The organism is Streptomyces sp. NPDC043738, from assembly GCF_056436545.1.
This window is the reverse complement of the sequence record NZ_JBWKCJ010000001.1, coordinates 440,902-465,061: the sequence shown is the minus strand read 5'-3', so window position 1 is coordinate 465,061 and position 24,160 is coordinate 440,902. Positions and strand designations below refer to the sequence as shown.

Here is a 24,160-nt window from a genome sequence, read left to right as displayed (position 1 = left end):
GCAGTAGACCCCTTTCAGAGCCTAGTGTGACGGAATGAGCACCGTGCAGGACCAGGATCAACTCACGGGGTGGCGGCGCTTTCGGCGCCGCGTCCCCAATGGCTTCGCCATCATCTTCAGCGTGCTGGGGCTCTTCTGTGCCCTGACGGCGCTGATCGGGCCCCTGCGGCGCGCGCTCCACCCGGTGATCTACTGGCTGGACACGCTCACGATCCCAGTGGCGCCCAACTTCGCCTACGCGGTGTTCCTCTTCCTGTTGGGCGCGGCGATGACCGCGCGCAAACGCGTGGCGCTGTGGTTCGTCGTGGCCTACATGGTGCTGGTCGTGCTGGCCGACGCGCTGTTCCTGGCCGCCGGGTACGCGGAGTTCGCCTTCTCCCTGGTGCTGTGCACCGGTGCGCTGGTGCTGCTGCTCGTCGCGCACCGCGAGTTCTACGCGATCACCCGGCGGGGCGCGTTCCTGCGCGCCATCGGGGTGCTGGCCGCCGGACTGGCGGTCGCGGTGCTGATCGGCTGGGGGCTGGTGACGCTGGCTCCGGGCACGCTGGAGGCCGGCGGCGGCAACCGCCTGCTGTGGGTCGCCAACCGCGTCTGCGGCGGGCTGGTCGGCGGCCATCTGGTCGAGGGCCATCCGCCGCACTGGATCAGCACCGTCCTCGAACTGCTCGGTGCGCTGGCGCTGCTGAACGCGGCGGCCACGCTCTTCCGTTCGCAGCGGATGGAGGCCGCGCTGCACGGCGACGAGGAGGCCCGCATCCGGGCGCTGCTGGACCGCTACGGCAGCCAGGACTCGCTCGGCTACTTCGCCACCCGCCGCGACAAGGCCGTGGTCTTCTCCCCCAGCGGCAAGGCCGCCGTCACCTACCGCGTCGAGGCCGGTGTCTGCCTGGCCAGCGGTGACCCGGTCGGTGACCGCGAGGCCTGGACCCAGGCGATCGAGGCGTGGCTGGAGGTCGCCGGGCGGTACGGCTGGCAGCCGGCCGTCATGGGCGCCAGCGAGAGCGGCGCCAAGGCGTTCGCCCGCTGCGGGCTCGGTGCGCTGCAGCTGGGCGACGAGGCCATCCTCCACGTCAAGGACTTCGACCTGGACGGCCGCGAGATGCGGGTGACCCGCCAGGCCGTCAACCGCGTCGAGCGGGCCGGCGCGACCTTCCGGGTACGGCGCCACTCCGCGCTGACCGACGAGGAGATGCAGGAGGTCATCCACCGGGCGGACGCCTGGCGCGACACCGAGACCGAACGCGGCTTCTCGATGGCGCTGGACCGGCTGGGCGACCCCGCGGACGGGGACTGCCTGCTGGCCGAGGCGTTCGACGGTGACGGCAAGATGATCGCCCTGCTGTCCTTCGTGCCGTGGGGCCCGGACGGCATCTCGCTGGACGTGATGCGCCGTGACCGCACCGCGCCCAACGGCGTGATGGAGTTCATGGTCGCCCAGCTGTGCGCCCAGGCCGGGGCGATGGGCGTGCGCCGCATCTCGCTGAACTTCGCGGTGTTCCGCTCCGCCTTCGAGGAGGGCGCGCGGATCGGTGCCGGACCGGTGCTGAAGTTCTGGCGCCGGCTGCTGCTGTTCTTCTCCAAGTGGTGGCAGCTGGAGGCGCTCTACCGCTCCAACGCCAAGTACAACCCCGAGTGGTACCCGCGGTTCCTGTGCTACGCGGACGCCGGCGCGCTGGCCCGTATCGGTCTGGCCTCCGGTATCGCCGAGGGCTTCGTGGCCGTACCGAGCCTGGGCAAGCTGTGGGGCAAGGGACACAAGAAGCGGGTGCTGGCCCCGGCGAGCACGGCCGGTCTGCCGTCGCTGGACGAGCTGGGCCTGGTACGGAGGGCACCGGCCACGGAGGAGGAGCAGCGCGCGCAGGAGCTGGCCGCGCTGCCCGAGCAGGTGCGGGTGCGCCACCGCAAGCTGGAGCGGCTGCGGGAGAACGGCACCGACCCCTATCCGGTGGGCGTGGAGCGTACGCACACCCTGGGCCAGGTCCGCGACGAGTACCCCGACCTCACGGCGGGTGTGCGCACCGGCAAGTCGGTCAGCATCGCCGGACGGGTGCTGCTCACCCGTGACCACGGCGGCGTGCTCTTCGCGGTGCTGCGGGACTGGTCGGGCGATCTGCAGATCGCGCTGACCCGGGACGGCAGCGGCAAGGAGCTGCTGGACCGCTTCGGCTCGGACATCGACCTCGGTGACCATGTCGAGGCCGAGGGCGAGGTCGGCAGCAGCGACCGCGGTGAGCTGACCGTGTTCGTGACCCAGTGGCGCCTGACGGCCAAGTGCCTGCGCCCGCTGCCGGACAAGCGGCGCGGGCTGTCCGACCCCGAGGCCAAGGTCCGCCAGCGCTATGTGGACCTGGTCGTCTCGACGGACGCGCGGGAGAACGTACGGGCCCGCAGCACGGCCGTGCAGGCGCTGCGCCAGGGCCTGATCGACCGCGGTTACCTCGAGGTCGAGACGCCGATGCTGCAGCAGATCCACGGCGGCGCCAACGCCCGCCCGTTCCACACCCACATCAACGCCTACGACCTCGACCTGTATCTGCGCATCGCGCCGGAGCTGTACCTCAAGCGGCTGTGTGTGGGCGGTATGGAGAAGGTCTTCGAGATGGGGCGGACCTTCCGCAACGAGGGCATCTCCTACAAGCACAACCCCGAGTTCACGATGCTGGAGGCCTACCAGGCGTTCGCCGACTACGACGTGATGCTCGACCTGACCCGGGAGCTGATCCAGGGTGCGGCGATCGCCGCGTTCGGCAGCGCCACGGCCCGTAAGGCGGACGCGAGCGGCCGGCTGGTCGAGCACGACATCTCGGGGATCTGGCCGGTCAAGACCGTCTACGGCGCGATCTCCGAGGCGCTCGGCGAGGAGGTCGACGCGGACACCGAACCGGACCGGCTGCGCCGGCTGTGCGGTGCCGCTTCGGTACCGGTGAAACCGGAGATGGGCCGCGGGGACATCGTGCTGGAGATGTACGAGCGGCTGGTGGAGGAGAAGACCCAGCTCCCCACGTTCTACAAGGACTTCCCCACCGACGTCTCGCCGCTGACCCGGCAGCACCGCAAGGATCCGCGGCTCGCCGAGCGCTGGGACCTGGTCGCGTTCGGCACCGAACTGGGCACCGCCTACTCGGAGCTGACCGACCCGGTCGAGCAGCGCCGGCGGCTCACCGCGCAGTCGCTGCTGGCGGCCGGCGGGGACCCGGAGGCGATGGAGCTGGACGAGGACTTCCTGCAGGCCCTCGAGTACGCGATGCCGCCGACCGGTGGTCTGGGCATCGGCGTGGACCGGCTGGTGATGTTCCTGACCGGGCTGTCGATCCGCGAGACGCTGCCGTTCCCGCTGGTGCGGCGGCGCTGAGGCGGGCCGGACAGGAGCGCGCTCACGGCCCGGTCACAGCGGGCGAGACGGCGGAGGCCACCACCTTTCGGGGGTGGCCTTCGCCGTTCGCCGGCACCTGCCACAGGTCGGCGCCGTAGTCCCCGGGAAGGGCGTACAGCAGAGTGCGGCCGTCCCGCCACAGCGCCTGGTCGTCGACGCTCGCCCGCTCGGCGAGCGGCCACTCGCGTCCGCTGCGCAGATCCAGGACGTACAGCCGCCAGGGCGCGTCGGCGCCCTTGGGCCGTACCCGCTTCTTGAAGGCGATCCGGGTGCCGTCCGGGGAGAGCGAGGGGCATTCGGCGTTCTCGCGCACGGCGGTCAGGGTGCGGCGGTTCAGGTCGCCGCGGACCAGGTAGGTGCGGCCTCCGGTGCCGAGGGTGGCGTAGAAGGTGGTGTCGTCGGCGGCGAAGGTCACGCCCCAGAAGTTGTGGTCGGCGGCCTCGTGGCGGCGCCCGCCGATCAGGACGGTGAAGTCCTCCAGGCTGTCGTGGAGGGTGCCGGTCCGGGTGTCGTAGAGGGCGGTACGGGTGGAGAAGGCGCCGCCCGCGTAGGAGTCGCCGCTGACGAACACCGTCCAGGCGACGAGCCGGCCACTGGGCGAGACCCGGGCACGGGTGGGAATGCCGGGCACCGGGAAGCGCCGGACGGCCTTCATCCGCGCGTCCAGGACCACGGCCTCGTGGCCGGGCACCACTCCCCCGGTGGCCCGTAGGCACACACCGGTGCCGGCGGCGGCGTGGAAGCGCAGGCAGTCGTCGGGGCCGGCCGTGCGGACGGCGCCGGGGTCGCTCAGCGGTACGGCGGCGAGGTGGTCGCGCTGCGGCCCCCACGCCAGGTTCCGGAAGATCAGGCGCCCGGGCCCGCCGAGGCCGAAGCCGCCCTGCCGCACGGCGGGTTGGCCCGCCCGGTCGTGGTCGCGCTCGGCGGCCCGGCCGGCGGCCCGGCCGACCGCGACGACGGCGGCCGTGGCGAGCAGGGCGGTGACCGCGAGGAGAACCAGGGTCCGCCGTCGTGCGGGCCGCGAGAGGACCGGCGTCATGAGGAGGCCTTTCCGCGAAGGAGCAGGGCGCCGAGCGCGACGGCGGCGGTCAGGCAGCCGGCCGCCGCGGCCAGCGCGGTGACGGGGCCGGCGGCGGTCCAGGCCGCGCCGAAGAGGACCGCGGCGGCGAAGCGGCCCACGGCCTGGCCGGTCTGCACCAGGGCCAGTCCACTGGCCCGCAGGTCCGGCGGCAGCAGGGGGGCGGCGGCCGCCATCAGCACCCCGTCGGTCGCCGCGTAGAAGACCCCCAGCAGGACGAACAAGGCAAACGTGGCGGGGAGTTGGGTGCCGAGCGGGGTGAGCAGCAGCAGGTAGGCGGCGAGCAGGGCGCCATGGCCGGCGAGGAAGACGCGCAGGCGGCCCGCGCGGTCCGCCAGGCGGCCTACGGGGAGCGCCAGCAGCAGGAAGGCGGCCGCGGTGCCGACCGGCAGCAGCGGGAACCACTGGGCGTCGAAGTGCCGGCGCTCCTGGAGCACCAGGTACAGGAAGGCGTCGCTGATGGTGGTGGCGCCGAGCAGGACCGCGGCCAGGCCCAGCCGGGGCAGGCCGGGGGTGGCGGCCGGCGTGCGCAGCACCCGTAGGGCGCCGGGGCGTGGTGCCGGCGCCCGGCGTTCGGCCGCGTCCGGGCGCGGTTCGCGGACGTACAGGGCGAGCAGCAGCACGCCGAACGCGGCGCAGCAGAAGCTGACCTGGAAGACCGCGTCATAGCCGTCCCGGGCGGCCCACAGCACGGCGAAGGCGGCGAGCGGGCCGAGGAGGGCGCCGGCGGTGTCCAGGGTGCGGTGCACGCCGAAGGCGCGGCCCTGTTGCGCGGGGGTGGTGGACAGCGAGATCAGCGCATCGCGCGGGGCGCTGCGCAGGCCCTTGCCGGTGCGGTCGGCGGCCAGGACGGCGCCGACCGCCCAGGGGGTGGTGACGGCGAGCAGGCCGAGTTTGCAGACCGCGGAGAGGGCGTAGCCGGTGGCCGCGACGAGCTTGCGGCGCCGGGTGCGGTCGGCCGCGTAGGAGCCGGCGAGCCGTACCAGCGCGGTGACGCCCTGGTAGACGCCGTCGAGCAGGCCGAAGGCGAGCGGGGACATGCCCAGGCCGGCGACCAGGTACAGCGGCAGGACGGCGGCGACCATCTCCGAGGAGACGTCCGTGACCATGCTGACCAGCCCGAGGGCGACGACGTTGCCGGCGACGGCGCCCCGCAGGAAGGCCGGCCGGTGGCGGGCGACACCCGCCGAGGCGTCGGCGGCGCGGCTGGACGAGAGGTACACGGACGTCTCCTCGTGCCGTGGGTCAGAACCAGTTGACGGTGAGCGGGAAGGCCGCGGTGGCCGTGGTGTTCGCGGCGTCGGTGGCGGTGGCGGTGATCTGGAAGGTGCCGGTCTGCCAGGGCTTGCCGGTGATGCGGCCGCCGGCCGTGTCGGTGGTCAGGCCCAGTGGCAGTCCGGTGGCGCGGTAGCCGATCGGGGCCTTGCCGCCGGTGGCGGTCAGTTGGAGGGTGCAGGGCTGGTTGAAGCGGCAGGTCTGCGGGCCGGGGGTGGCGAGCTTGAGGTCGCCGTCGGGCGGCTGGGTGCCGCCGGTGTCGAACACCTCGGTGATGGGCGTGGTGGTCGCGGCGTTGCCGGCGTGCCCGGTGCCGTACATGTCCTCGAAGGTCCGCAGCAGGCTGTAGTGGTTGTAGGCGCCGCCGACGCCGCCCTGCTTGACGTGGGCGCCGTGGAAGACGGTGGCGATCTGGTTGGAGCCCAGGTAGTTGTCCTCGTCCCAGGTGAGCACGAGCAGGCTGTTGTGGGTCTTGGCCCACTCGGCGTAGGAGGCGAGGTTGTTCTTGATCCAGGTGTCGCCGCTGCCGACGGCGCAGTCGTGCATGTCGTTGCACATGTCGGGGACGACGAAGGACAGCGTCGGGAGCTGGGTGTAGTCGTCCTTGGGGAACTGGGCGAAGGTCTTGCCGGTGGCCACCGGCACGTTCTTGAAGGCGAACCACGGGTTGTGCTTCTGCGCGTAGCGGCCGCTGGTGCAGGTCGTGGAGCCCTCGCCGGGCAGGCCCTCGTTGTAGCTGGCGAAGGTCTTGCCGGCGGCGATCAGTTCCTGGCCGAGGTTGGGGGCGTCCATCGACTGGGCGGTGTAGCAGCCGTCGCCGGTGATGCCCTGGGTGGCGCCGGAGAAGAGGTTGAAGTAGTTCGGCTGGCTGGGGTGGGTGAGCGCCTTCATGCCGGTCAGGCTGGCGCCGCCCTGGGCGAGTTGGTTGATGTAGGGGGCGTTGGCGCTGCCGATGATCTCGCCGTACTGCTTGTTCTCGAAGACGACGATCACGACGTGGTCGTAGGACGGCAGCGCCGCGGCGGTGCCGACGCGGGCCTCGGCGGTGGTGGCGACCGCGATCAGACCGAGCGCGCCGAGAGCCGCGGCGAGCGCTCTGCGCAGGCGGTTGGGTCGGGGTTTCATCGGGTCTCACTCTCCTGGTCGGGGGGGCGTGTGGGGGGTGGGGGTCGTCAGTCCTCGCGGCGGGCCGCGTCCACGACGGCGATCCGCAGGAAGCGCGGCACGGGCAGCCCGCAGCGGCCGAAGGCGCCGGCCACCTCGGCCCGGACCGCCGCGCGCCGGTCCGGGGGCATCAGCAGCAGCACGCTGCGGCCCGGCCGGTGCCCGGGCCAGCAGGCGGACCGGGCGCCGGCGCGCAGCGCCTCGCGGATCACCAGGGCGGTGGCGGTGGCGCCGCCGCGGCGCTGGTCCTCGGCCCCGGCCGTACGGACCGCCACCAGCAGCAGGCAGGGGTCCGGGCCGCCGCCCGGGGCCACCAGCGGCCGGTGGGTGCGGCCGTCGGCCGCGAGGAGGTGGCCGGCGCGGGCGAAGAGCACCGCCCGGCGCAGCGCGTCATCACCGGGCACGGCGGAGCCCAGGAGTTCCGCCAGCTGTGCCCGGGTGGGCGGGCGGACGCCCGGACCGGCGCAGGCGTCCGCGACGGCCAGGGCGAGGGCGCACTCCAGCGGTTCGGCGACGGGCAGCCCCACCGAGTCGGGCAGGGTGGCGTTCAGCTGCACATCGGCGCCGCCGCGGCCGATCCCGGCGGCGGCGAGTGCGCGCAGCGCCGCGTACGGGCGGGCCGCCCAGCGGGGGGCGGGGGCGGCCGGGCCGGTCAGCGGGAGTGCGGCGCTCTCGGCCGGGTGGTTGAGCGAGCCGCAGTGCAGCATCCCGTCGGCGCGTGGCGCGACGGCCACCGCGAGGTGCCAGTCGGCCGCCGCGACCCAGTCGGCCGGTGGCGCGCCCTTGCCGCGCACCGGCCCGGGGTGGACGGCGCGGCCGGTGAGGTGGAAGGCGTACGGGGCCCGCCAGACCGCTTCGGGCGGGCGTCCATGGGTGGTGGTGAAGCCGTGGGCGAGCAGCCGCAGCACGGGGTCGGCCGCCGGGCGCCGGGCCAGGTCCACGGCTCTCACCCCAGTTCCTTGCGGGCGAGCAGCCGGTAGGCGTTGCCGCCGTCGGTGGCCCGGGCGACCGCGGTGCGCAGGGCGTCGAGGGCGGCCGCGGCGCCGTAGCAGGGCAGGGCCAGGGCCTGTACGGCGCCGCGGGCGGCGCGACGGTCCGGGGTGGCGGGGGCGGTGGCCCAGGGGGCGTGCGGATCGGGGGCGAGCCGGTTCGCGGTGAGGGCGACGGCGCCGATGAAGTCGGCGTTGGCCTGGTGGGCGGCGCCGTGCTGCTCGACGAGGACGGTGAACCCCCGCTCCGCCAGGGCCTGTTTGAGGTTGCCGGCCGGGATCAGGTGCTGGTGCTGGGGCTGGAACCAGGGCAGCCAGTGGGGGCCGAGCAGCCGCGCGATACGGGACGTGGGGTCGGGCAGCTCGATGAGCAGATGCCCTCCGGGGGCCAGGACCTTGCCGGCCGCGTCGAGTTCGGCGAAGGGGTCCCGGGTGTGTTCGAGGTAGTGGTGCATGCTCACGGTGTCGTAGCGGCCGGTGAGGCGGTCGGCGAGGTCGGGGAACTGGCCCTGGTACGCGGCGGTGATCCAGCCCCGGCGCTCGGCCTCGTGCACTCCGGCGCCCATGTCCAGCCCGTCGAAGCGGGTGGTGGGCCATACGGCGCGGGCGGCGTTGCAGAAGTGTCCCGCAGCCGTGCCGACGTCGAGCCAGGCCCTGGGGGTGGTGAAGGGTTTGAGCAGTTCGGCCCGGGCCCGGTAGGTGCCGTTCATCCGGCCCAGGATCAGTGCGGCGCCCTCGCCGCCGAGCCCCTCGTAGAAGTCGCGGTAGTAGAAGTCGAGCCCGTCCAAGGTGAGCCGGGGGTTTTGGAAGACGTGGCCGCAGCGCCGGCACTCTTCGAGGGTGAAGCGGCCGGGCTTGCCCTGCAGCAGGTCGGGCATGCGGACCCGGACGACCGGATCGGGTGCCGAGCACCAGGGGCAGTCGGTGCGCCGCGGCTCGAAGAACCGGTCGGTGCCGTCGGCGAGTTCGGCGGTGTACGCGGCGCGGCGCGCCGGGGCGTCGGCCGCGCCGGGCGCCTTCGCGGGCGGTGTCCGCAGGGTGTGCAGGGCGGTGGAGACCGCCCGCAGCGGACGTGCCGCGGTGGTGCGGGCCAGGCCGGCGGGCCGCAGCCGCCGGGCGGGGGCGGCGACCAGCGCGGGCTGGAGCCAGTACAGCGCGGCCGCCGCCGCTCCCCAACGGGGCTCTGAATAAAGGAACTTGAGCAGCAGCGCGAGACCGGCGAGCCGGCCGGCGGACAGCAGGGCGGGCGGCAGGCCGCGGGCGCGGAGCTCCTCGGCGCGCCGGCCGGGGTCGGGGGCCGGCGCCGCCAGACCGGAGGCGATGGCCCAGCCCGTGGCGTCGGGGGCGTACTCCTTGAGCTCGGCGAGGAGGCGGAGGAGGTCGGCGGCGGAGCGCGGTGGCGCCTCGGCGAGCCGGCCGGGGAGCTGGGCGCGGCGGTGGACCTCGTCGGCCACCAGCACGGCGTGGCCCGCGCCGTGCCCGGGCGCGCCCCGGTCCGTGCGGTGCGCCTCGGGGTCGAGCAGTCGGAGCAGGCCGAGGGCGCTCTCGGCGTCGAGCCGCGCCGGGATCAGGTCCAGTACGCGCAGCCCTTCGTGTACGGCGTGGGCGACGGCGGCGCGCAGGGTCGCCTCGTCGGCCGTGACGCCGGGCGCGGTGATCAGGTGCCAGCCCGCGAGCGGCGGCCGCGCGGCGTCGTACGGTCCGGCCGCGTCGAGCAGGGGCAGCGCGGCGAGCCGGCGGCGGGCGCGTACGGTGCCCGCCGCCAGGGCCAGCGCCGTGGCGGCCGCCGCGGCGCGCGTACCGGCACGGAAACGGTGTGCTGGTGCCATCTGCCTCACGATCCCTTCTCGGACGTGGTGCGGTGGTCGGTGCCGATGGGGGCCGTGCCGGGGCCGAGCGGCAGCTTCTCCAGGCGGTCGGCCGCGGCGGTGGCACCGCCCGCCGCCGCGAAGGACGCCTGGATGCGGCGGGCCGCGCCGCGGTGGGCCGGGTCGTCGAGCACGGCCGTCAGGGCCTGCCGCAGCTCGTCGGTACGGGCCCGGCCGAAGCGCACCCGTACGCCCGCGCCGGCCTCGGTCACCTGGCGCGCCACGATCGGCTGATCGTCGCGGACCGGGGCCACGACCAGCGGCAGCCCGTACGCGAGCGCCTCGCACACGGTGTTGTGGCCGCCGTGGCACAGCACGGCGTCGAGGTGCGGGAGCAGCTGGAGCTGGGGGACGTACTCCTGGTGCAGCACGTTCGGGGGGAGCTCCCCGGCGAGGTCGCCGGGGGCGGCGAGGATCAGCTGCACGCGGTCGGCCAGGGCGGCCGCGGCGCGCAGCACCGCGGGGTAGAAGCGGGCCCCGGCCTCGCGGTTGAGCGTGCCCAGGGAGACCAGTACGCGGGCGCGTCCGGGATCCAGCCGGCGCCAGGGGAAGTCGGCGGCGGGCGGGCGGGGGCCGAAGGCGGGGCCTACGAAGGCGTAGTGCGGGCCCCACTTTTCGGCCCCCGCCCCCACCCCCCGGCACCCTCCCTCCCCCCTACGGGGGGAGGGAGGGTGGGGGCGGGGGAGGGTGTGTGGGTGGGGTGGGGGAGCCTCGGCCAGACGGGGTGGGCGAGCCTCGGCCAGGCGGGGCGAGGGAACTTCGACCAGACAGGGCGAGGGGACTTCAGCTAGGCGGGGCGAGGGGACTTCAGCTAGGCGGTGTGCGCGGTCCTCGCCCGCCCCGGGCGAGCCCCCCTCCCCCACCAACTCGGGCGTCGAGAACACCAGCACCAGATGCGGCGAGAAGCGCGGGTCCCAGTCGGCCGGTGCGCCGCAGTCGGCGAGCAGGCCGGCGATGCGCCGCGCCACCCACTCCCCCGCCTTCGGGAAGCCGTCGAACGGCCTGGTGAACTCCGCCGAGGTGGTCGCCGAGGTCACCCAGGGCAGGCCGTGCCGGCGCGCCACCAGGGGCCCGGCGAAGGCCTGTTGGTCGGCCACCAGCACATCGGGCGTGAAGGCTTCGACGGCGGTGTGCACGCCGGGCAGCATCGCGTGGGCGAGCGGGACCAGGGCCTCCTCCCACAGGAAGCGCAGGGCCGCGACGCCGCGCAGATCGCGCCATCGCCGGTGCAGTACGTCATAGCCGTCGGCCGCGCCCCGGTCGCCCGCCGAGTACAGCCGGGCGCCGGGCGGGAGCAGCGTCGCCAGGGCCGCGGCGGGGCCGGTCCAGGCGACCTGGTGTCCGCGCGCGGTGAGTTCGGCGGCGACGGCGAGCGTGGGGTTGACGTGCCCGGCGAGCGGCGGGACGACGAAGAGGACCCTCATCCGGCCACCGCCCCGGCCCGTACGCGCAGCCGCCCCAGTACGGCCTCGCACAGCCCTTCGGTGGCCTCCTTGAGCACCGTGTGCCCCACATCCGGCAGCACACACAGCTCACAGTCGGGCGCGATGGCCGCCAACTCCCTTGCTCCTGGCAGGAGTTCGGACTTCTCCCCGTAGACGGCGAGGACCGGGCAGCTCAGCCGGGCGAAGTCGCCGGCGGTGAAGGCACCGGCGGCCGCGATGTCCTCGATCAGCGTGGTGTGGTTGAGCAGGGCGTCGGCGCCGGCGGTCAGCCGGGCCTCCTTGCGCCGCCCGAGCGCGGCGAGCTGCTCGGTCATCCGGCCGTCTTCGAGGCCGAGGGCGGCGGCGGTGAGGGTGTCGGTCATCTCCTCGACCCAGTCTCCGGTCAGCTGGGCGTCGATCAGCACGAGCGAGGCGACGAGGTCGGGCCGCAGGAGCGCGGTGTGCAGGGCCACGGCGCCGCCATGGCTGTTGCCGATCAGATGGACCGGACCGAGGTCGGGCCCGACGGCGGCGAGCAGCGCGATGAGGTCGGCCGCCGCGGTGTCCCGGTCGTAGCCGGTGGGCGGGCGTTCGCTGCGGCCGTGCCCGCGCTGGTCGTAGAGGAGCACCTCGTGTCCGGCGCGGCAGAGCGGGCCGGCCAGGGTGCAGTAGAAGCTCGACAGGTTGTCCATCACCAGCCCGTGGAGGCAGACGACGGTGGGTCCGCCGGGCCGGGAGTCGGCGCCCCGGGCCGGCAGCCGCTGGGTGTGCAGGCGCAGTCCGCCCGCGTCGGTGTGGGTCATGGCGCGCTCAGCCCGCGCAGGCCCGGTCGCCGGTGGTGACCCGGTCGATGTGGACGGCCAGTTCGCCGACCGTCATGGCCAGGATCTGTTCGATGTCCTTCTCGGCGAGCAGGCCGAGGAGGTCCACCGCCGTGCCGTAGCGCTGCTGCAGCAGTTCGGCCAGGGCGACGAACTCGATGCTCTCCAGCGCCAGATCGTCGTTGAAGGTGGTCGCGGCGGTGATCGGCCCGACGACGAGGAGTTCCTCGCCGGCGACGCGCACCAGCATGTCGGTGATCTCGTCCAGGATCGGACGGATGCGCTCGGGGTGGGCGTCAGCTGGCATGGGTGGCCTCCGTGGGGGTGAGGGTGTCGGTGCCCGCAGGGTCCTCGGGACGCGGGGCGGTCCAGGCGACGACGTGGCGCGCGGACCGGTCGTGGACGGAGTCGAGGTGGACGAGGTGGTTCCGGCCGTCGGGTGCGGCCAGCAGGAGCGCGCCGCCCGGTGCGGAGGTGACGGCCCACTCCTCCGCCCGGACTCCGGTGCCGGCGCGCGTCGCCCGGGCCGCCGCCCGCTTGGCGCACCACAGCGCGGTGAGCCAGTGGGCACGCTCTCCTCCGGGCGGCGCCTCGCGGGCGAGGAGGGCGTCGGCCAGGCGGTGTTCGGCCGGGGTGAGGGCGAGCCGTCGCAGGTCCCGCGGATCGCCGGTGACGGTTTCGACGGCGATCCCGGCGGGGCCCGACCGTCGGGCGAGGGCGACCGCGAACCGGTCGCGGCAGGCGACGGAGAGCCGGATGCCGTCGGCGAGCGGGCCCTCCGGGCGGGGACCGCCGCCACCGTCCTCGACGAGGGGGATCTCGACCGGGAAGACGGGCCCGGCTCCCGCTTCCCACAGCAGCTCGCGCACCGCGTCCTTGGCCGCGATCCGGCCCAGCAGCCATGCCGCGCGGTCCCGGGGCGTGCAGCGGTCGTAGCGTGCGCGTTCGGCGGCGCCCAGATAGCGGCGCATGACCAGCTCCTGCGAGGCCGGGTCCGGCCAGCTGCGCCGGACCAGCGTCCAGCCGCCCGGCCGGGGTTCGCCGATGCCGCACACCTCCGGCGTGAACTTCATCGGCCACACCCGCTCGTCGGCGGCGAAGCGCCGGTACGTCCAGCCCTCCAGGTGCGCCCACACCCGGCCGTCGGCGCCGCACAGCTCGACGTCGCCGCGCACCGAGCCGGGCCCTACCGCGCGGATCCGCGCGGTGGCCGTCAGCAGCGCGCCCTCGCGGGGCGGCGGCCCATGGAGCCGTACCCGCTCCAGGGTCGCGGGGAAGACGAGCCGGTCGCCGCTCAGTTTCAGCTGCATCCAGTGGCCGAGGAGCTGCCCGGCGGCGTCCAGGAGGGCGCCCGGGGCGGGCAGCGCGCGCAGCGTTCCGCGGATGCCGTCGGCGGCGAGCGTGGTGACCTCGTGGACCCCGGCGAACGCCGGGCCGTGGAACATCCACCGGTCTCGGTAGAGGGCCCGGGCGCTGACCGGCGCGGGGCCGCCGGAGGTCAGCGGCGCGGGGTCGGGGGGCGGCGGGGCCGGGTGGTGAGCGGCGAGGTGGACGGTGACGACGGCGTACTCGCCGAGGTCCACCCGGATACGGCCGGGCCCGGCGGGGGTGGTGGTGACCGTCAGGTCGACGGGTGGGGCGACGGGCAGCCAGCGCAGCGCCCTTACGTCGGAGTAGCCGGTGACGGTGTGCCAGGGGTCGGCCTCGCGGGCCGCTTCGGCGGCCAGCTCCAGCAGGGTGGTCATGGGGACGACGGGGAAGCGGTCGGCGGGCTCGGGCCAGTCGTCGGGCTGGAGGTAGACGCAGTGGTCGCGGACGTACGGGAGGGCGTCGAGGGAGAGGTGGCGGACGCTGCGGCGGGGGCCGGGGCGCGGCGCCGCCACCGGGGCGGCCGCGGCGGCCAGCGCGCGGGTCGCCGCGGCCGTTTCGGCCAGGACGTCCTCCAGGGCGCGCCGGACGGGGTCCGCGGCGGGGGACGACGGTGGTGGGGATGACGGTGGTGGGGACGACGGTGATGGAGGCGGCGCGTCGGCGGACGTGTGGAGCGAGGTGCGCGGCGCCGCGGCGCCGAGGCGGACGAGCGGGGTGCCGAGGTCCAGCCGGACCGCACCGGCCGCGTCCGCCCGCGGCGCGAGCCGGTCCCAGCGGGGGCTGAGCCCCTCGGTCCACAACGCGGCGGCCAGGCGGCGCAGTTGCGCCCTGCCGGTGTGGCGGGGGTCGGCGGCCGCCACGGCGAGGTGGTCCCGGTCGTGCAGGGTGTCGGCCACGAAGCCGGTGAGGCTGCCGGCTCCGGCCTGGACGAAGACGCGTACGCCGGAGTCGTACAGCCGTCTGGTCAGTTCCTGGAAGCGGACCGGTTCCAGGAGGTGCCGCAGCACCAGCCGGCGCACGGCGGAGGCGTCGCGCGGGAAGGGGGCGGCGGTGGTCGCCGACCACACGGGCAGCCGCGGGTCCCGCAGCGGCAGGGCGTCGAAGGCGGCGCGGGCCTGGTCGAGGTAGGGCGCCCACATGGGCGTGTGGAAGCCGGAGCGGAAGGGCATCTCCTGGGCCCGTACGCCCTGGGCGGCGAGCCGGCGTACGGCCTCGGCCAGCTGCGGCCCGTCCCCGCAGATCACCGACTGGTGCGGGCAGTTGTCATGGCTGACCGCGACCCGCGCCAGGCCCTCCAGCGCCGCGGCGGACTGCCGCGCACCGCAGCCCAGGACCGCGTAGACCAGATCGGGTACGGCGAGGGAGGTCGGCCGCAGCGAGTCGAGGAAGGTGTCCACGGCCTGCGCCGGATACATGCCTGCGCAGACCATGGCGGTCCATTCGCCGAGGCTGTGTCCGGTCAGCAGGTCGGGCGCGATCCCCAGTTCGCCCAGCGCGCGGGCGAACAGCCGGCCGACGGCGACGCTGTCGACGGCCCGTTCGACCAGGCCGTCACCGCCACTCAGCCGGGGGCGGGGCAGCCCCAGCTGGTCGGCGGCGTCGTCGACGCGCGGCGGCGGCTCCGCCTCCAGTCCCGGGAAGAGCAGGGCCAGCCGCGCCCCCGGCTCCTGGGCGTACGGCCCGAAGTACGGGCTGGGGGTGAACCAGATGTCGCCGCGGCCGCGCCAGGGCAGGGCCCGTGCCAGGACCCGGGCGGCCAGGGCGCGGCGCTGGGGGGTGGGGTCGATGAGGGCGAGGCGGCAGGGGGCGTCGCGGGGTGGGGAAGGCACGCCGCCGCCTTCCCCACCCCGTGCACCACCGTTCTTGTCACGTGGACCGCTGTCCTCGTCACGCAGGGCGTGTGCCAGTTCTTCCGGGGTGCGTGCGGCGAGCAGAACGGTGCGTTCCGGCTCCGCGACGCGCAGCGCCGCCCGGTGCGGCGGGGTGCTGGGCGGTGCGGGCTGCGGGGCGGCGGGGCTCCGGTGTCCCGGCGCCTCTTCGAGGACCGCGTGGGCGTTGATCCCGCCGAACCCGAAGGCGTTGACGCCGGCCCTCAGCGGGTGTCGCGGCCCGGCGTCCCAGGGTTGCGCCTCGGTGACCGGGCGCATGCGGGTGTGTGCCAGGGCCTCGTGCGGCTCGTCCAGGTGCAGGGTGGGCGGCAGGGTCCGGTGGTGCACGGCGAGGGCGGCCTTGATCAGCCCGGCGATGCCGGAGGCCTGCATGGTGTGGCCCAGGATCGACTTCACCGATCCCAGACCGACCGGCGTGCGCCCCCTTCCGGCGGGCCCGAACACCCGGGCCAGGGTGTCGAGTTCCGCCGCGTCGCCGACGGGCGTCGCGGTGCCGTGCGCCTCCAGCAGCCCGAGTGCCGCCGGGTCCCGCGGGTCGAGCCCGGCGCCGCGCCAGGCCTGCGCCAACGCGGCCACCTGGCCGTCCACCTGAGGGCTCATCAGGCTCGCGGTGCGCCCGTCGCCGGCCACTCCCACGGCCCGGACGACCGCGTAGACCCGGTCGCCGTCGCGCTCGGCGTCGGCCAGCCGCTTGAGCAGGACGACACCGGTGCCCTCGGACAGCAGGGTGCCGTCGGCCCGCCGGTCGAAGGGGCGGATGCGCTGCGTGGGGCTGAGCGCCCGCAGCTGGGTGAAGACGCTCCACAGGGTCGCGCTGTGGCAGTGGTGTACGGCGCCGGCGGCCATCAGGTCGCAGCGGCCGGCGGCCAGCAGGCCGGCGGCCTGCTCCACGGCCAGCAGCGAGGAGGCGCAGGCCGCGTCGAGGGTGTAGGCGGGGCCCCGGAAGTCCAGCCGGTTGGCGGTCCGGGCGGCGGTGAAGCTGGGCACCAGGCCGATGGAGGCCTCCGGCTGTTCGGGGCCCAGGCTCTCCTGGAAGGCCTCCCGGACCGCCCGGATCCTCGACTCGTCCAGTTCCGGGGCGAGTTCGCGCAGGGTGGCGGCGAGCTGGTGGGCGGTGCGGACGCGCTGGTCGAGCCGGGCGGTGGCCGCTCCCATGAAGCCACCGCGGCCGAGGATCACGCCGATCCGGGAGCGGTCGGCGGGCAGCCGGTCCTGGCCGCCCGCGTCGGCGACGGCGGCGGCGACGGCACGCAGGGCGAGCAGCTGGTCGGGCTCGGCGCCGGCGACGGCGGCGGGCATGATGCCGAAGCGGGTCGGGTCGAAGGCGGTCGGCCCGGCCAGGAAGCCGCCGCGCCGGCAGTAGAAGCGGTCGCTGCGGGCGGGGCCTTCGGCGCCCGCCGGGTCGTAGTAGATCTCCGGGTCCCAGCGCCCGGGCGGCACGTCGGTGACGCAGTCCGTACCGGCCACCAGGTTGCGCCAGTACGCCGCGAGGTCGTCGGCGCCGGGGAAGACCGCCCCCATCCCGACGATGGCGGCGTCCGTGGGCCGGGGGCCTGCCCGCCCGCTGCGCTCACTCATCGCCCGCCGCCTCCCCGGCCGCCTCCGCCGCCAGTACGACCTGGGGCGCCGTGCCGTGGGCCAGTTCGTCCAGGAGGGCGGCGACCGCGGTGTCGGGGTCCAGCAGCGGGATGCCGCGGCGTGCGTAGGCGCGGGCCAGCTCCGGGGTAACCATGCCGCCGCCGGTGGCCGCCCACGGGCCCCAGTCGACGGCGAGCACGCGGTGCGCGGTCCGGGCCGACCAGGCGCGCGCGAGGGTGTCCAGGGCGTCGTTGGCGGCGGCGTAGTCGGCCTGGCCGCGGTTGCCGAAGACCCCGGCGACGCTGCCGAAGAGGACGAGGAAGCCGGTGTCGTCGCCGGCGGCGGCGAGCAGATGGCGGGCGCCGTCGACCTTGGTGGCGAAGACCCGGGCGAAGGAGTCCGGGTCCTTGTCCCGCAGCAGCTTGTCCTCCAGCGTGCCCGCGCCGTGCACGATCCCGTCGAGGCGGCCGTGGCGGTCCCGGATGTCTCGCGCCACGGCGCGTACCGCCGCGGCGTCGGTGACGTCGGCTGCGTGGTAGTGCACGGAGGCGGCGTGCGGCTCCAGTGCGGCGAGCGTCGCGGTGATCTCGCGCCGGGCGAGGATCTCGGTGGCCGCCGCTTCGATCTCGGCGGGTCTGCGCAGTCCTCGGGAGATCAGCGCGGCGCGCAGGGTGATGCGGTCGGGGGCGTGGGCGAGGGCCGGGTCCTCGGGGGCCTCGGCCCGGGGCGTACGTCCCAGGAGTTCGATGTGGCAGCCGTGGGTGCGGGCCAGCGCCAGGGCCGTACGGGCGGTGATGCCGCGGGCGCCGCCGGTCAGCAGCACCACGGAGCCGGGGCCCAGCGGGGTGCGGTCCGCGGCGGGCCGGACGTCCGGGAGCGGGGTGCGCACGGTGCGCAGGGTGGTGCGGGTGCCGTTGGTGCGGCCGACGACGACCGGCTCGCCGGGGGCGCAGAGTTCGGCCAGGAGGTGGGCGGCGATGCGTTCCGGGCGGTCCTTGGGGTCGATGTCCACGGCGCGGACCAGGGCGTCGGGGTATTCGAGCGCGGCGGTACGGGCGAAGCCGCGCAGTCCGGCGCCCGGCAGCGGGTCGGGGGCGAAGGCGGAGGCGTCCAGCCCGAACGTTCCGCCGCCAGCGGTGGCGAGCAGCAGCCAGCGGGCGCCGCCGGTCAGGGCGGTGCGCAACCCCGCGTACTGTCCCGGCAGTACGGCGGTGCGGCCCGCCCGCAGCGCGCTGAGGTCGACCACCCCGTGCGCGGTGATCTGGGCCAGTCGCTCGGCGGGGACCGTACGTACCCGGGCCCCATGGCTCTCCAGCAGGGCGGTGAGCGCGAGCGCCACGCCCTGTCCGTCCTCCACCACGGCGAATTCGGCGCCCGCCACCACCTCGGCGGGCGGGCGGCTCGCGGGCGGGCCCAGCGGGGCGACGTCGACGAGGTGGCGGGTGGGGGGCCGTCCGGCCGCCGGGCTGGTGGCGGGCGCGGGGACGGCGGGCGGGCCCGGTGCGGGTTGGGGGGTGGCGGGGGGCTCCGGCGCGGGTTCAGGGGTGGCGGGGGGCTCCGGCGCGGGTTCGGGGGTGGCGGCGGCGATCCGTTCGACGATGCCGCTGATGGTCTTGACCCGGGACAGCTCCTCCACCACCGACTCCACGGCCCCGTCCGCGTCCTGCGGCAGCCCGATCCGGTCGGCCAGCGCCCCGATGATCTCCACCCGCTTGATGGAGTCCACCGAGAGGTCGGCCTCCAGGTCGAGTCCGGCGTCGAGCATCTCGCGGGGATAGCCGGTGCGGGTGTGGATGATCTCGCGTACGGCGTCGAGGAGTTGGTCGGCGGTCAGGCGCGCCGGCCGGGTGTCCGGGGCGGGCGCGGCCCCGGTGTCGGCTCCGGTGTCGGCGCCGGCCGGACCGGTTCCGGGCAGGTCGGCTCCGGCCAGGTCGGCCCCGTCGTACGGCGCAAACGGCCGCTCCGACGCGGGCGCGGTCCGCGAGGCCACCGATGCGGTCGGCGGGGCCGCGGGCGCCGTCTCGCCCAAGTACCGCAGCACCACGTCCCGTTGCGCCACCACCAGCTCGCGGGTACCGCGCAGATACTCCAGCACCGCGTGCTGCCTCGCCACTTCCCCAGGCGCGGCGGAGCCGTCGTCCGCTACCGCCGCCACCGGCCAGACCGGACGCAGCGCATGCTGCCGCCCCGCTTCCCCAGGCGCGGCGGAGCCGTCGTCCGCTACCGCCGTCACCCGCCGCGCCGGACGCAGCCCGCCGGGCAGGCAGGCGCCGTCGGCGGTGCGCACCAGGTGTCCGTCCACCAGCCACCCGGGGCGGCGCGGCGCCTCCTCGGGCAGTGCGCGGGTGCGCCCGCGGAACAGCGCCTCCGGGTCGACGGGGACGCCCGCGGCGGCGAGCCGGGCCAGCACCTGCGGCAGCCGGGCCAGGCCGGGCTCACCGGGCACGTCCAACGCCACGGCGGTGTGCGGGCGTTCGCCCAGGATGCGCCCGACGAGGCCGGTGAGCACCCGGCCGGGCCCGGCCTCCACGAAGGTGCGCACCCCGGCGGCGTACATGTCCTCGATCTGGTCCACGAAGCGCACCGGTGCGGCGACCTGTCCGGCCAGGGTGTCGCGGATCGCGGAGGTCTCGCGGCCGTAGGGGCGGGCGGTGGCGCCCGACCAGACGGGGAACGCGGGCCCCGACAGCCGTGTGGCGCGCAGCTCCTCGGCCAGCTCCTGGCCCGCCGGCTCCAACCGGGGGCTGTGGAAGGCGCAGGCGACCTGGATGCGCCGCGCCTCGGCGCCGGCCGCGCAAAGCGCCGCCACGGCCTGCTCCACGGCGTCGGCGGGTCCCGAGATCACGCTCTGCTCGGGCGCGTTGTGGTTGGCGACCACGACTCCGGGCATGCCGCGGGTCAGCTCCCGTACGCGGGCGGGAGCGGCGGCCACCGCGGCCATCGCCCCGGGGTCGTCCCCGGCGGCCCGGACGATCGCCGCGGCACGGCGGTCGCTGAGCCTGAGCAGCGCCTCGGTGTCGTAGGCGCCGGCCGCCCACAGCGCGGTCAGCTCTCCGAAGGAGTGGCCCGCCGCGCAGTCCGGGCGCACCCCGAGCGTGGTGAGCAGCCGGTGCGCGGCGACGGAGGCGAGGCCGAGGGCCGGCTGGGCGACGCGGGTGTCGGTCAGGGCGGCGGACTGGGCCCTGCGCTGCTCGGCGGTGAAGGCGGCGGGCGGGAACATGGCCGCGACGCAGTCCGGGTCGGCGTCGTCCAGGAGGCCGCGCAGCGCGGGGAAGGCGACGAACAGCTCGCCCAGCATCCCGGTGCGCTGACTGCCCTGGCCGGGGAAGAGGAAGCCGACCAGGCCGGGGTCGGCGTCCTCTCGGCGCGGGTACACGCCGTCGGTGGCCGCGTAGCTCCGCGCCGCGTCCAGCCGGGCGGCGAGCCGGTCGAGGTCCTCGGCGACGACACAGACCTGTATCGGTGCGTCGGCCGCGGCCGCGGCGGTCTCGGCGGCCAGGTCGCGCAGCGGCCAGGGCCGCCCGGCCGCGTCGTTGTCCGCCAGGCGCACGGCGAGACGGTCGATGGCCGCCACGGCGGCGGCGCGGTCGGCCCCGCGGAAGCAGAACAGTTCGGCGGGCCACTCCTGCAGGGTGTGGGCGGGCTCGTCGGCGCCCGCATATCCGGCTAGCACCGCGTGGTAGTTGGTGCCGCCGAAGCCGAAGGCGCTGACCCCGGCGATGCGGCGTTCGACGGGGGCCGTCCAGGGCCGGGCGCCGCCGGCCTCGAAGCGGAACGGCCCGGTGTCGGCCCCCGGCCGGGTCAGATGCAGGGTGGGCGGCCGCACCCCGGCGTGCACGGCGCGGGCGGTCTTGATCAGTCCGGCCAGCCCGGCCGCGCATTTGGTGTGCCCGATCTGCGACTTGACCGAGCCCAGTGTGCAGCTTCCCGGTGCGGCCCCAGCGGCCTGGAACAGATCGGTGAGGACGGCGAGTTCGGTGGCGTCGCCGACGACGGTGCCGGTGCCGTGGGCTTCGAGGAGGCCCACCTGGGCCGGGCTGATGCCGGCGCGGCGGTAGGCGCGTTCCAGGGCGCGGCGCTGGCCCTCGGGCCGCGGCGCGGTCAAGCCGAGCGACCGCCCGTCGCTGGCGCTGCCGACGGCCTTGACCACCGCGTAGATCCGGTCGCCGTCCCGCTCGGCGTCCTCGACGCGTTTGAGGACCAGCGCGCCGACGCCCTCGCCCAGCGCGATGCCATCGGCGGCCGCGTCGAAGGGGCGGCACCGGCCGGTGGGCGACAGGGCGCGCACGGACGCGAACATCAGGTAGTCGTTGATGCCGTTGTGCACGTCGGCGCCGCCGCACAGGACCATGTCGGCGTCCCGGTCGCGCAGTTGGCGGCAGGCCAGGTCCAGCGCGGCGAGCGAGGAGGCGCAGGCGGCGTCCACGGTGCAGTTGGCGCCGCCCAGGTCCAACCGGCTCGCGATCCGCCCGGCGATGACGTTGGCGAGCACTCCGGGGAAGGAGTCCTCGGTCAGCCGGGGCAGTTCGGCGTCCAGGACGGGCGGCAGCTCGCCCAGGTAGGCGGGGTGCAGTGCGCGCAGGCCGTAGGCGCCGGCCAGTTCGGTGCCGGCCTCGGCGCCGAAGACGACGCCGGTGCGGGCGCGGTCGAAGTCGCGGTCGGCGTATCCAGCGTCCGCCAGGGCCTTGGCGGCCGCTTCCAGGGCGAGCAGCTGCACGGGTTCGATGCTGGTGAGGGAGGCCGGCGGGATGCCGTGGGCCAGGGCGTCGAAGGGGACGGCGGGCAGGAATCCGCCCCACCGCGAGGGGGTGCGCTCGCCCGCCCGGGCGGGGTCAGGGTCGTGGTAGGTGGCGGCGTCCCAGCGCTCGGCGGGCACCTCGGTGACGGAGTCCACGCCGGCGACGACGTTCGACCAGTAGCGGGCGGCGTCGGGCGCGCCCGGATAGCAGCAGGCCATGCCGACGATGGCGATGTCCAGCGGCGCCGCCTGCCGGTCCTGGTGCCCGGCGGGTGGCCCGAGCTGCTTCGCCCGGGCGTCGAGCAGTGCGCTCGCCCCTTCGGTGACGTCCCTGTGCAGCGCGGCGAGGGAGGTGGTGGCGCCGCGGGCGGTGGCGGCCTGGCCCAGCATGTACAGGCCCTCGCGCAGCTGGTCCGGCTCCCCCACCGGTGCCGGCGGTCCCCCGTCGGTGTGGCGCAGGCCCTTGCTGGCGATCCGCAGCCGTCCGAGGTTGCGCCGCTCCAGCTCCTCCCACCGGGTCCGCGGGTCCACGCCGTCCGCCGCGAGCCGCCGCTCGGCCGCGGCGAACTCCGCGGCGTAGGCGGTCTCGGCGCAGCGGGTGGCGTGCCCCGGCGCGGTCCGCAGCAGTACGGTCCGCTCGCAGGCCAGCGCGGTGTCCTGGAAGGCCGGTTGGACGGCGCCGGTGGCCACGGCCTCCTCGGTGAAGAGGTAGGCGGTGCCCATCAGGACACCGATCCGGGCGCCGCGCTCGGCGAGCGGGGCGGCGGCGGCCGCGGCCATGGCGGCGGAGCGGGCGTCGTGGATGCCGCCCGCGAAGAGCACATCGAACTCCTCGGCGGTGCCGCGGTGTTCCCGGTCGTGGGCCAGCAGCCGCTCGATCTGCTCCTCCCACAGCGGGAAGCTGGCCCGGGGCCCGGTGTGGCCGCCGCACTCCTGCCCCTCGAAGACGAATCTGCGGGCGCCTTCGGCCAGGTAGCGCTCCAGCAGGCCGGGCGAGGGGACGTGGAGGTAGGTCCGGGTCCCGGCGGCTTCGAGCGGCGCGGACTGGGCGGGGCGGCCGCCGGCGATGAGCGCGTACGCGGGGGCGAACTCGGCGACCGCGGCGAGCTGGGCGCGGCGCAGTTCGGGCGGTGCGAAGCCGAGCAGGCCCACGCCCCACGGCCGCTCCCCCAGCCGCTCGGCGGTCTCGGCCAGCAGCCGGCGCACCTGCTCGCCGTCCATGACCGCGAGGGCGAGGAAGGGCAGCCCGCCCTCGGCGGCCACCGCGGCGGCGAACGCGGCCTCGTCGCTGACCCGGGTCATCGGCCCTTGGGCCACCGGGAGGTGGCGGGCGGCGGGGCGGGGCGCGAGCGGCCGGGTGCGGGCGGCCGCGGCGAGGTGGCCGGTGAGGGCGGACCGTACGGCCGCGAGGATGCCGCCGGTGGTGCGGTACCGCGCGGCGAGCCGGGCGGCGAACGCGCCGTCCTGGCCGACGGGGAGCGGGTCGGTGCGCAGATCCGGGCGGGTCAGGACGCGGTGGCCGTCGACGAGGGCGGGCTCGCTGCCGTCCATGGCCCGCAGGGCGGCGACCAGCGCGCGGGGCAGCCGCTGTTCGCCCTCGGTGGTCAGCGCGAGCTGGGAGTCGAGCAGCACGCCGGCCGCCCCGCCGGCGACGGCCGCGGCGGCGGTGTGCGGGCCGATGCCGCCGGCCGCGAGGACGGGGACGGTGCTGCCCGGGTCGGCGAGTACGCGCTGCAACAGTACGCAGGTGGTGAGTTCACCGACCCGGCCGCCGGACTCATGGCCGCGGACGACCAGCGCCTCGGCGCCGGCGGCGCGGGCGGCCGCGGCCTCCTGGGGGCTGGTGACCTCGGCCCAGACCCGGCGCCGGCCGCCGTCGGACCAGTCGTGTCGGCTCCCGGCCCGGTCCCGTGCGGTGGCGGTGAACTGCCCCGGGTCGGCGAGCAGCACGGTGTCGACCGCGGCCGGCAGTTCGCCGGGGGTCAGCGGGCAGCCCACCGGTACGCGTACGCCGTGCGGCCGCCGCAGCCGGCGGGCGAGCCCGGCGAGGGCGGTGCGCGCCGGGCCGGCGTGGCGGCCGAGGTCCAACAGGCCGAGCGCGCCGGCGCGTTCGGCGGCCGCGACGATCCGTTCGTCCGGCTGCTCGAAGGGCGAGAGCGCGACGACGAGGTCGCGGCCGGTCGCGGCCGGCCGCGCGGATCCCGGACGGGGGGAGGTGCCGGAGTGAGGGGGGCGGGAGACCACGGGCGCTCCTTGTGCTGCGTGGGGGACGGACACGCTGACCACTGCCACCTGCGGTAACCAGCGGTATCCCGCTGATGCCGATGCATCGTGGGCCCACCCCCTTGCACTGTCAACGACCTTGCGTCAGGCGGTGGTTGATTCCGCCAAGGTCACCACCGCGGCGGCCGCGCCCACCGCTCCGCCCCGTTTCCCCGGTGCCGACCTGCGCCTTCGCACCGCGCGCCGTCCCGTGTCCGCGCGCCGGCGCACCGGTCCGCGCCGCCCCGTCCCATGCCCGCCCGGCATGGTTCGGTGCCGAGCGGGTCTTGCCCCGTCCCCCGGCGGACACCGCCGCGCCATCGCTCCGAC

Annotated in this window: 11 protein-coding genes; 1 reads left to right on the top strand and 10 read right to left on the bottom strand. The window is 75.9% G+C overall.

The features are described from left to right. Positions 1-34: 34 nt before the first annotated feature. Positions 35-3,352 carry a bifunctional lysylphosphatidylglycerol synthetase/lysine--tRNA ligase LysX gene (gene lysX / locus AC0680_RS02020; protein WP_478624126.1) on the top strand — a complete coding sequence of 1,106 codons (3,318 nt, stop codon included), beginning with the start codon at positions 35-37 and terminating at the stop codon, positions 3,350-3,352. A 22-nt stretch (positions 3,353-3,374) separates the two neighbouring features. On the opposite strand, the gene AC0680_RS02015 is transcribed toward lysX, so the two are convergent. The 10 genes from AC0680_RS02015 to AC0680_RS01970 are packed head-to-tail and all read right to left on the bottom strand — an operon-like array spanning position 3,375 to position 23,812. Continuing rightward, positions 3,375-4,412: a TolB family protein gene (locus tag AC0680_RS02015; RefSeq protein ID WP_478624124.1), complete on the bottom strand. Its 1,038-nt coding sequence runs from the start codon at positions 4,410-4,412 to the stop codon at positions 3,375-3,377. Beyond that, positions 4,409-5,674 (bottom strand): MFS transporter, encoded by a 1,266-nt coding sequence (locus tag AC0680_RS02010; RefSeq protein ID WP_478624123.1) that lies wholly within the window; start codon positions 5,672-5,674, stop codon positions 4,409-4,411. Before AC0680_RS02010 ends, AC0680_RS02015 begins: the two co-directional genes overlap by 4 nt. Before the next feature lie 22 nt (positions 5,675-5,696). Next, complete coding sequence (locus tag AC0680_RS02005) at positions 5,697-6,851, bottom strand: alkaline phosphatase family protein (RefSeq protein WP_478624122.1); 1,155 nt, start codon at positions 6,849-6,851, stop codon at positions 5,697-5,699. Positions 6,852-6,898: 47 nt separating this feature from the next. Beyond that, positions 6,899-7,840 carry a galactokinase gene (locus tag AC0680_RS02000; RefSeq protein WP_478624120.1) on the bottom strand — a complete coding sequence of 314 codons (942 nt, stop codon included), beginning with the start codon at positions 7,838-7,840 and terminating at the stop codon, positions 6,899-6,901. Further along, entirely contained in the window at positions 7,837-9,708 is a 1,872-nt protein-coding gene (locus AC0680_RS01995) for a methyltransferase domain-containing protein (protein ID WP_478624118.1), read from the bottom strand. Before AC0680_RS01995 ends, AC0680_RS02000 begins: the two co-directional genes overlap by 4 nt. A 5-nt stretch (positions 9,709-9,713) precedes the next feature. Next, positions 9,714-11,171: a glycosyltransferase gene (locus tag AC0680_RS01990; RefSeq protein WP_478624116.1), complete on the bottom strand. Its 1,458-nt coding sequence runs from the start codon at positions 11,169-11,171 to the stop codon at positions 9,714-9,716. Next, positions 11,168-11,974 carry an alpha/beta fold hydrolase gene (locus AC0680_RS01985; protein ID WP_478624115.1) on the bottom strand — a complete coding sequence of 269 codons (807 nt, stop codon included), beginning with the start codon at positions 11,972-11,974 and terminating at the stop codon, positions 11,168-11,170. The genes AC0680_RS01990 and AC0680_RS01985 overlap by 4 nt, the downstream gene beginning before the upstream one ends. Before the next feature lie 7 nt (positions 11,975-11,981). After that, entirely contained in the window at positions 11,982-12,299 is a 318-nt protein-coding gene (locus tag AC0680_RS01980; protein ID WP_478624113.1) for a phosphopantetheine-binding protein, read from the bottom strand. Continuing rightward, the gene (locus AC0680_RS01975; protein WP_478624111.1) at positions 12,289-16,830 is read right to left on the bottom strand and encodes a beta-ketoacyl synthase N-terminal-like domain-containing protein; all 4,542 of its coding nucleotides are present in this window, start codon (positions 16,828-16,830) and stop codon (positions 12,289-12,291) included. The genes AC0680_RS01980 and AC0680_RS01975 overlap by 11 nt, the downstream gene beginning before the upstream one ends. Then, entirely contained in the window at positions 16,823-23,812 is a 6,990-nt protein-coding gene (locus tag AC0680_RS01970; RefSeq protein ID WP_478624109.1) for an SDR family NAD(P)-dependent oxidoreductase, read from the bottom strand. The genes AC0680_RS01975 and AC0680_RS01970 overlap by 8 nt, the downstream gene beginning before the upstream one ends. Positions 23,813-24,160: the final 348 nt, after the last annotated feature.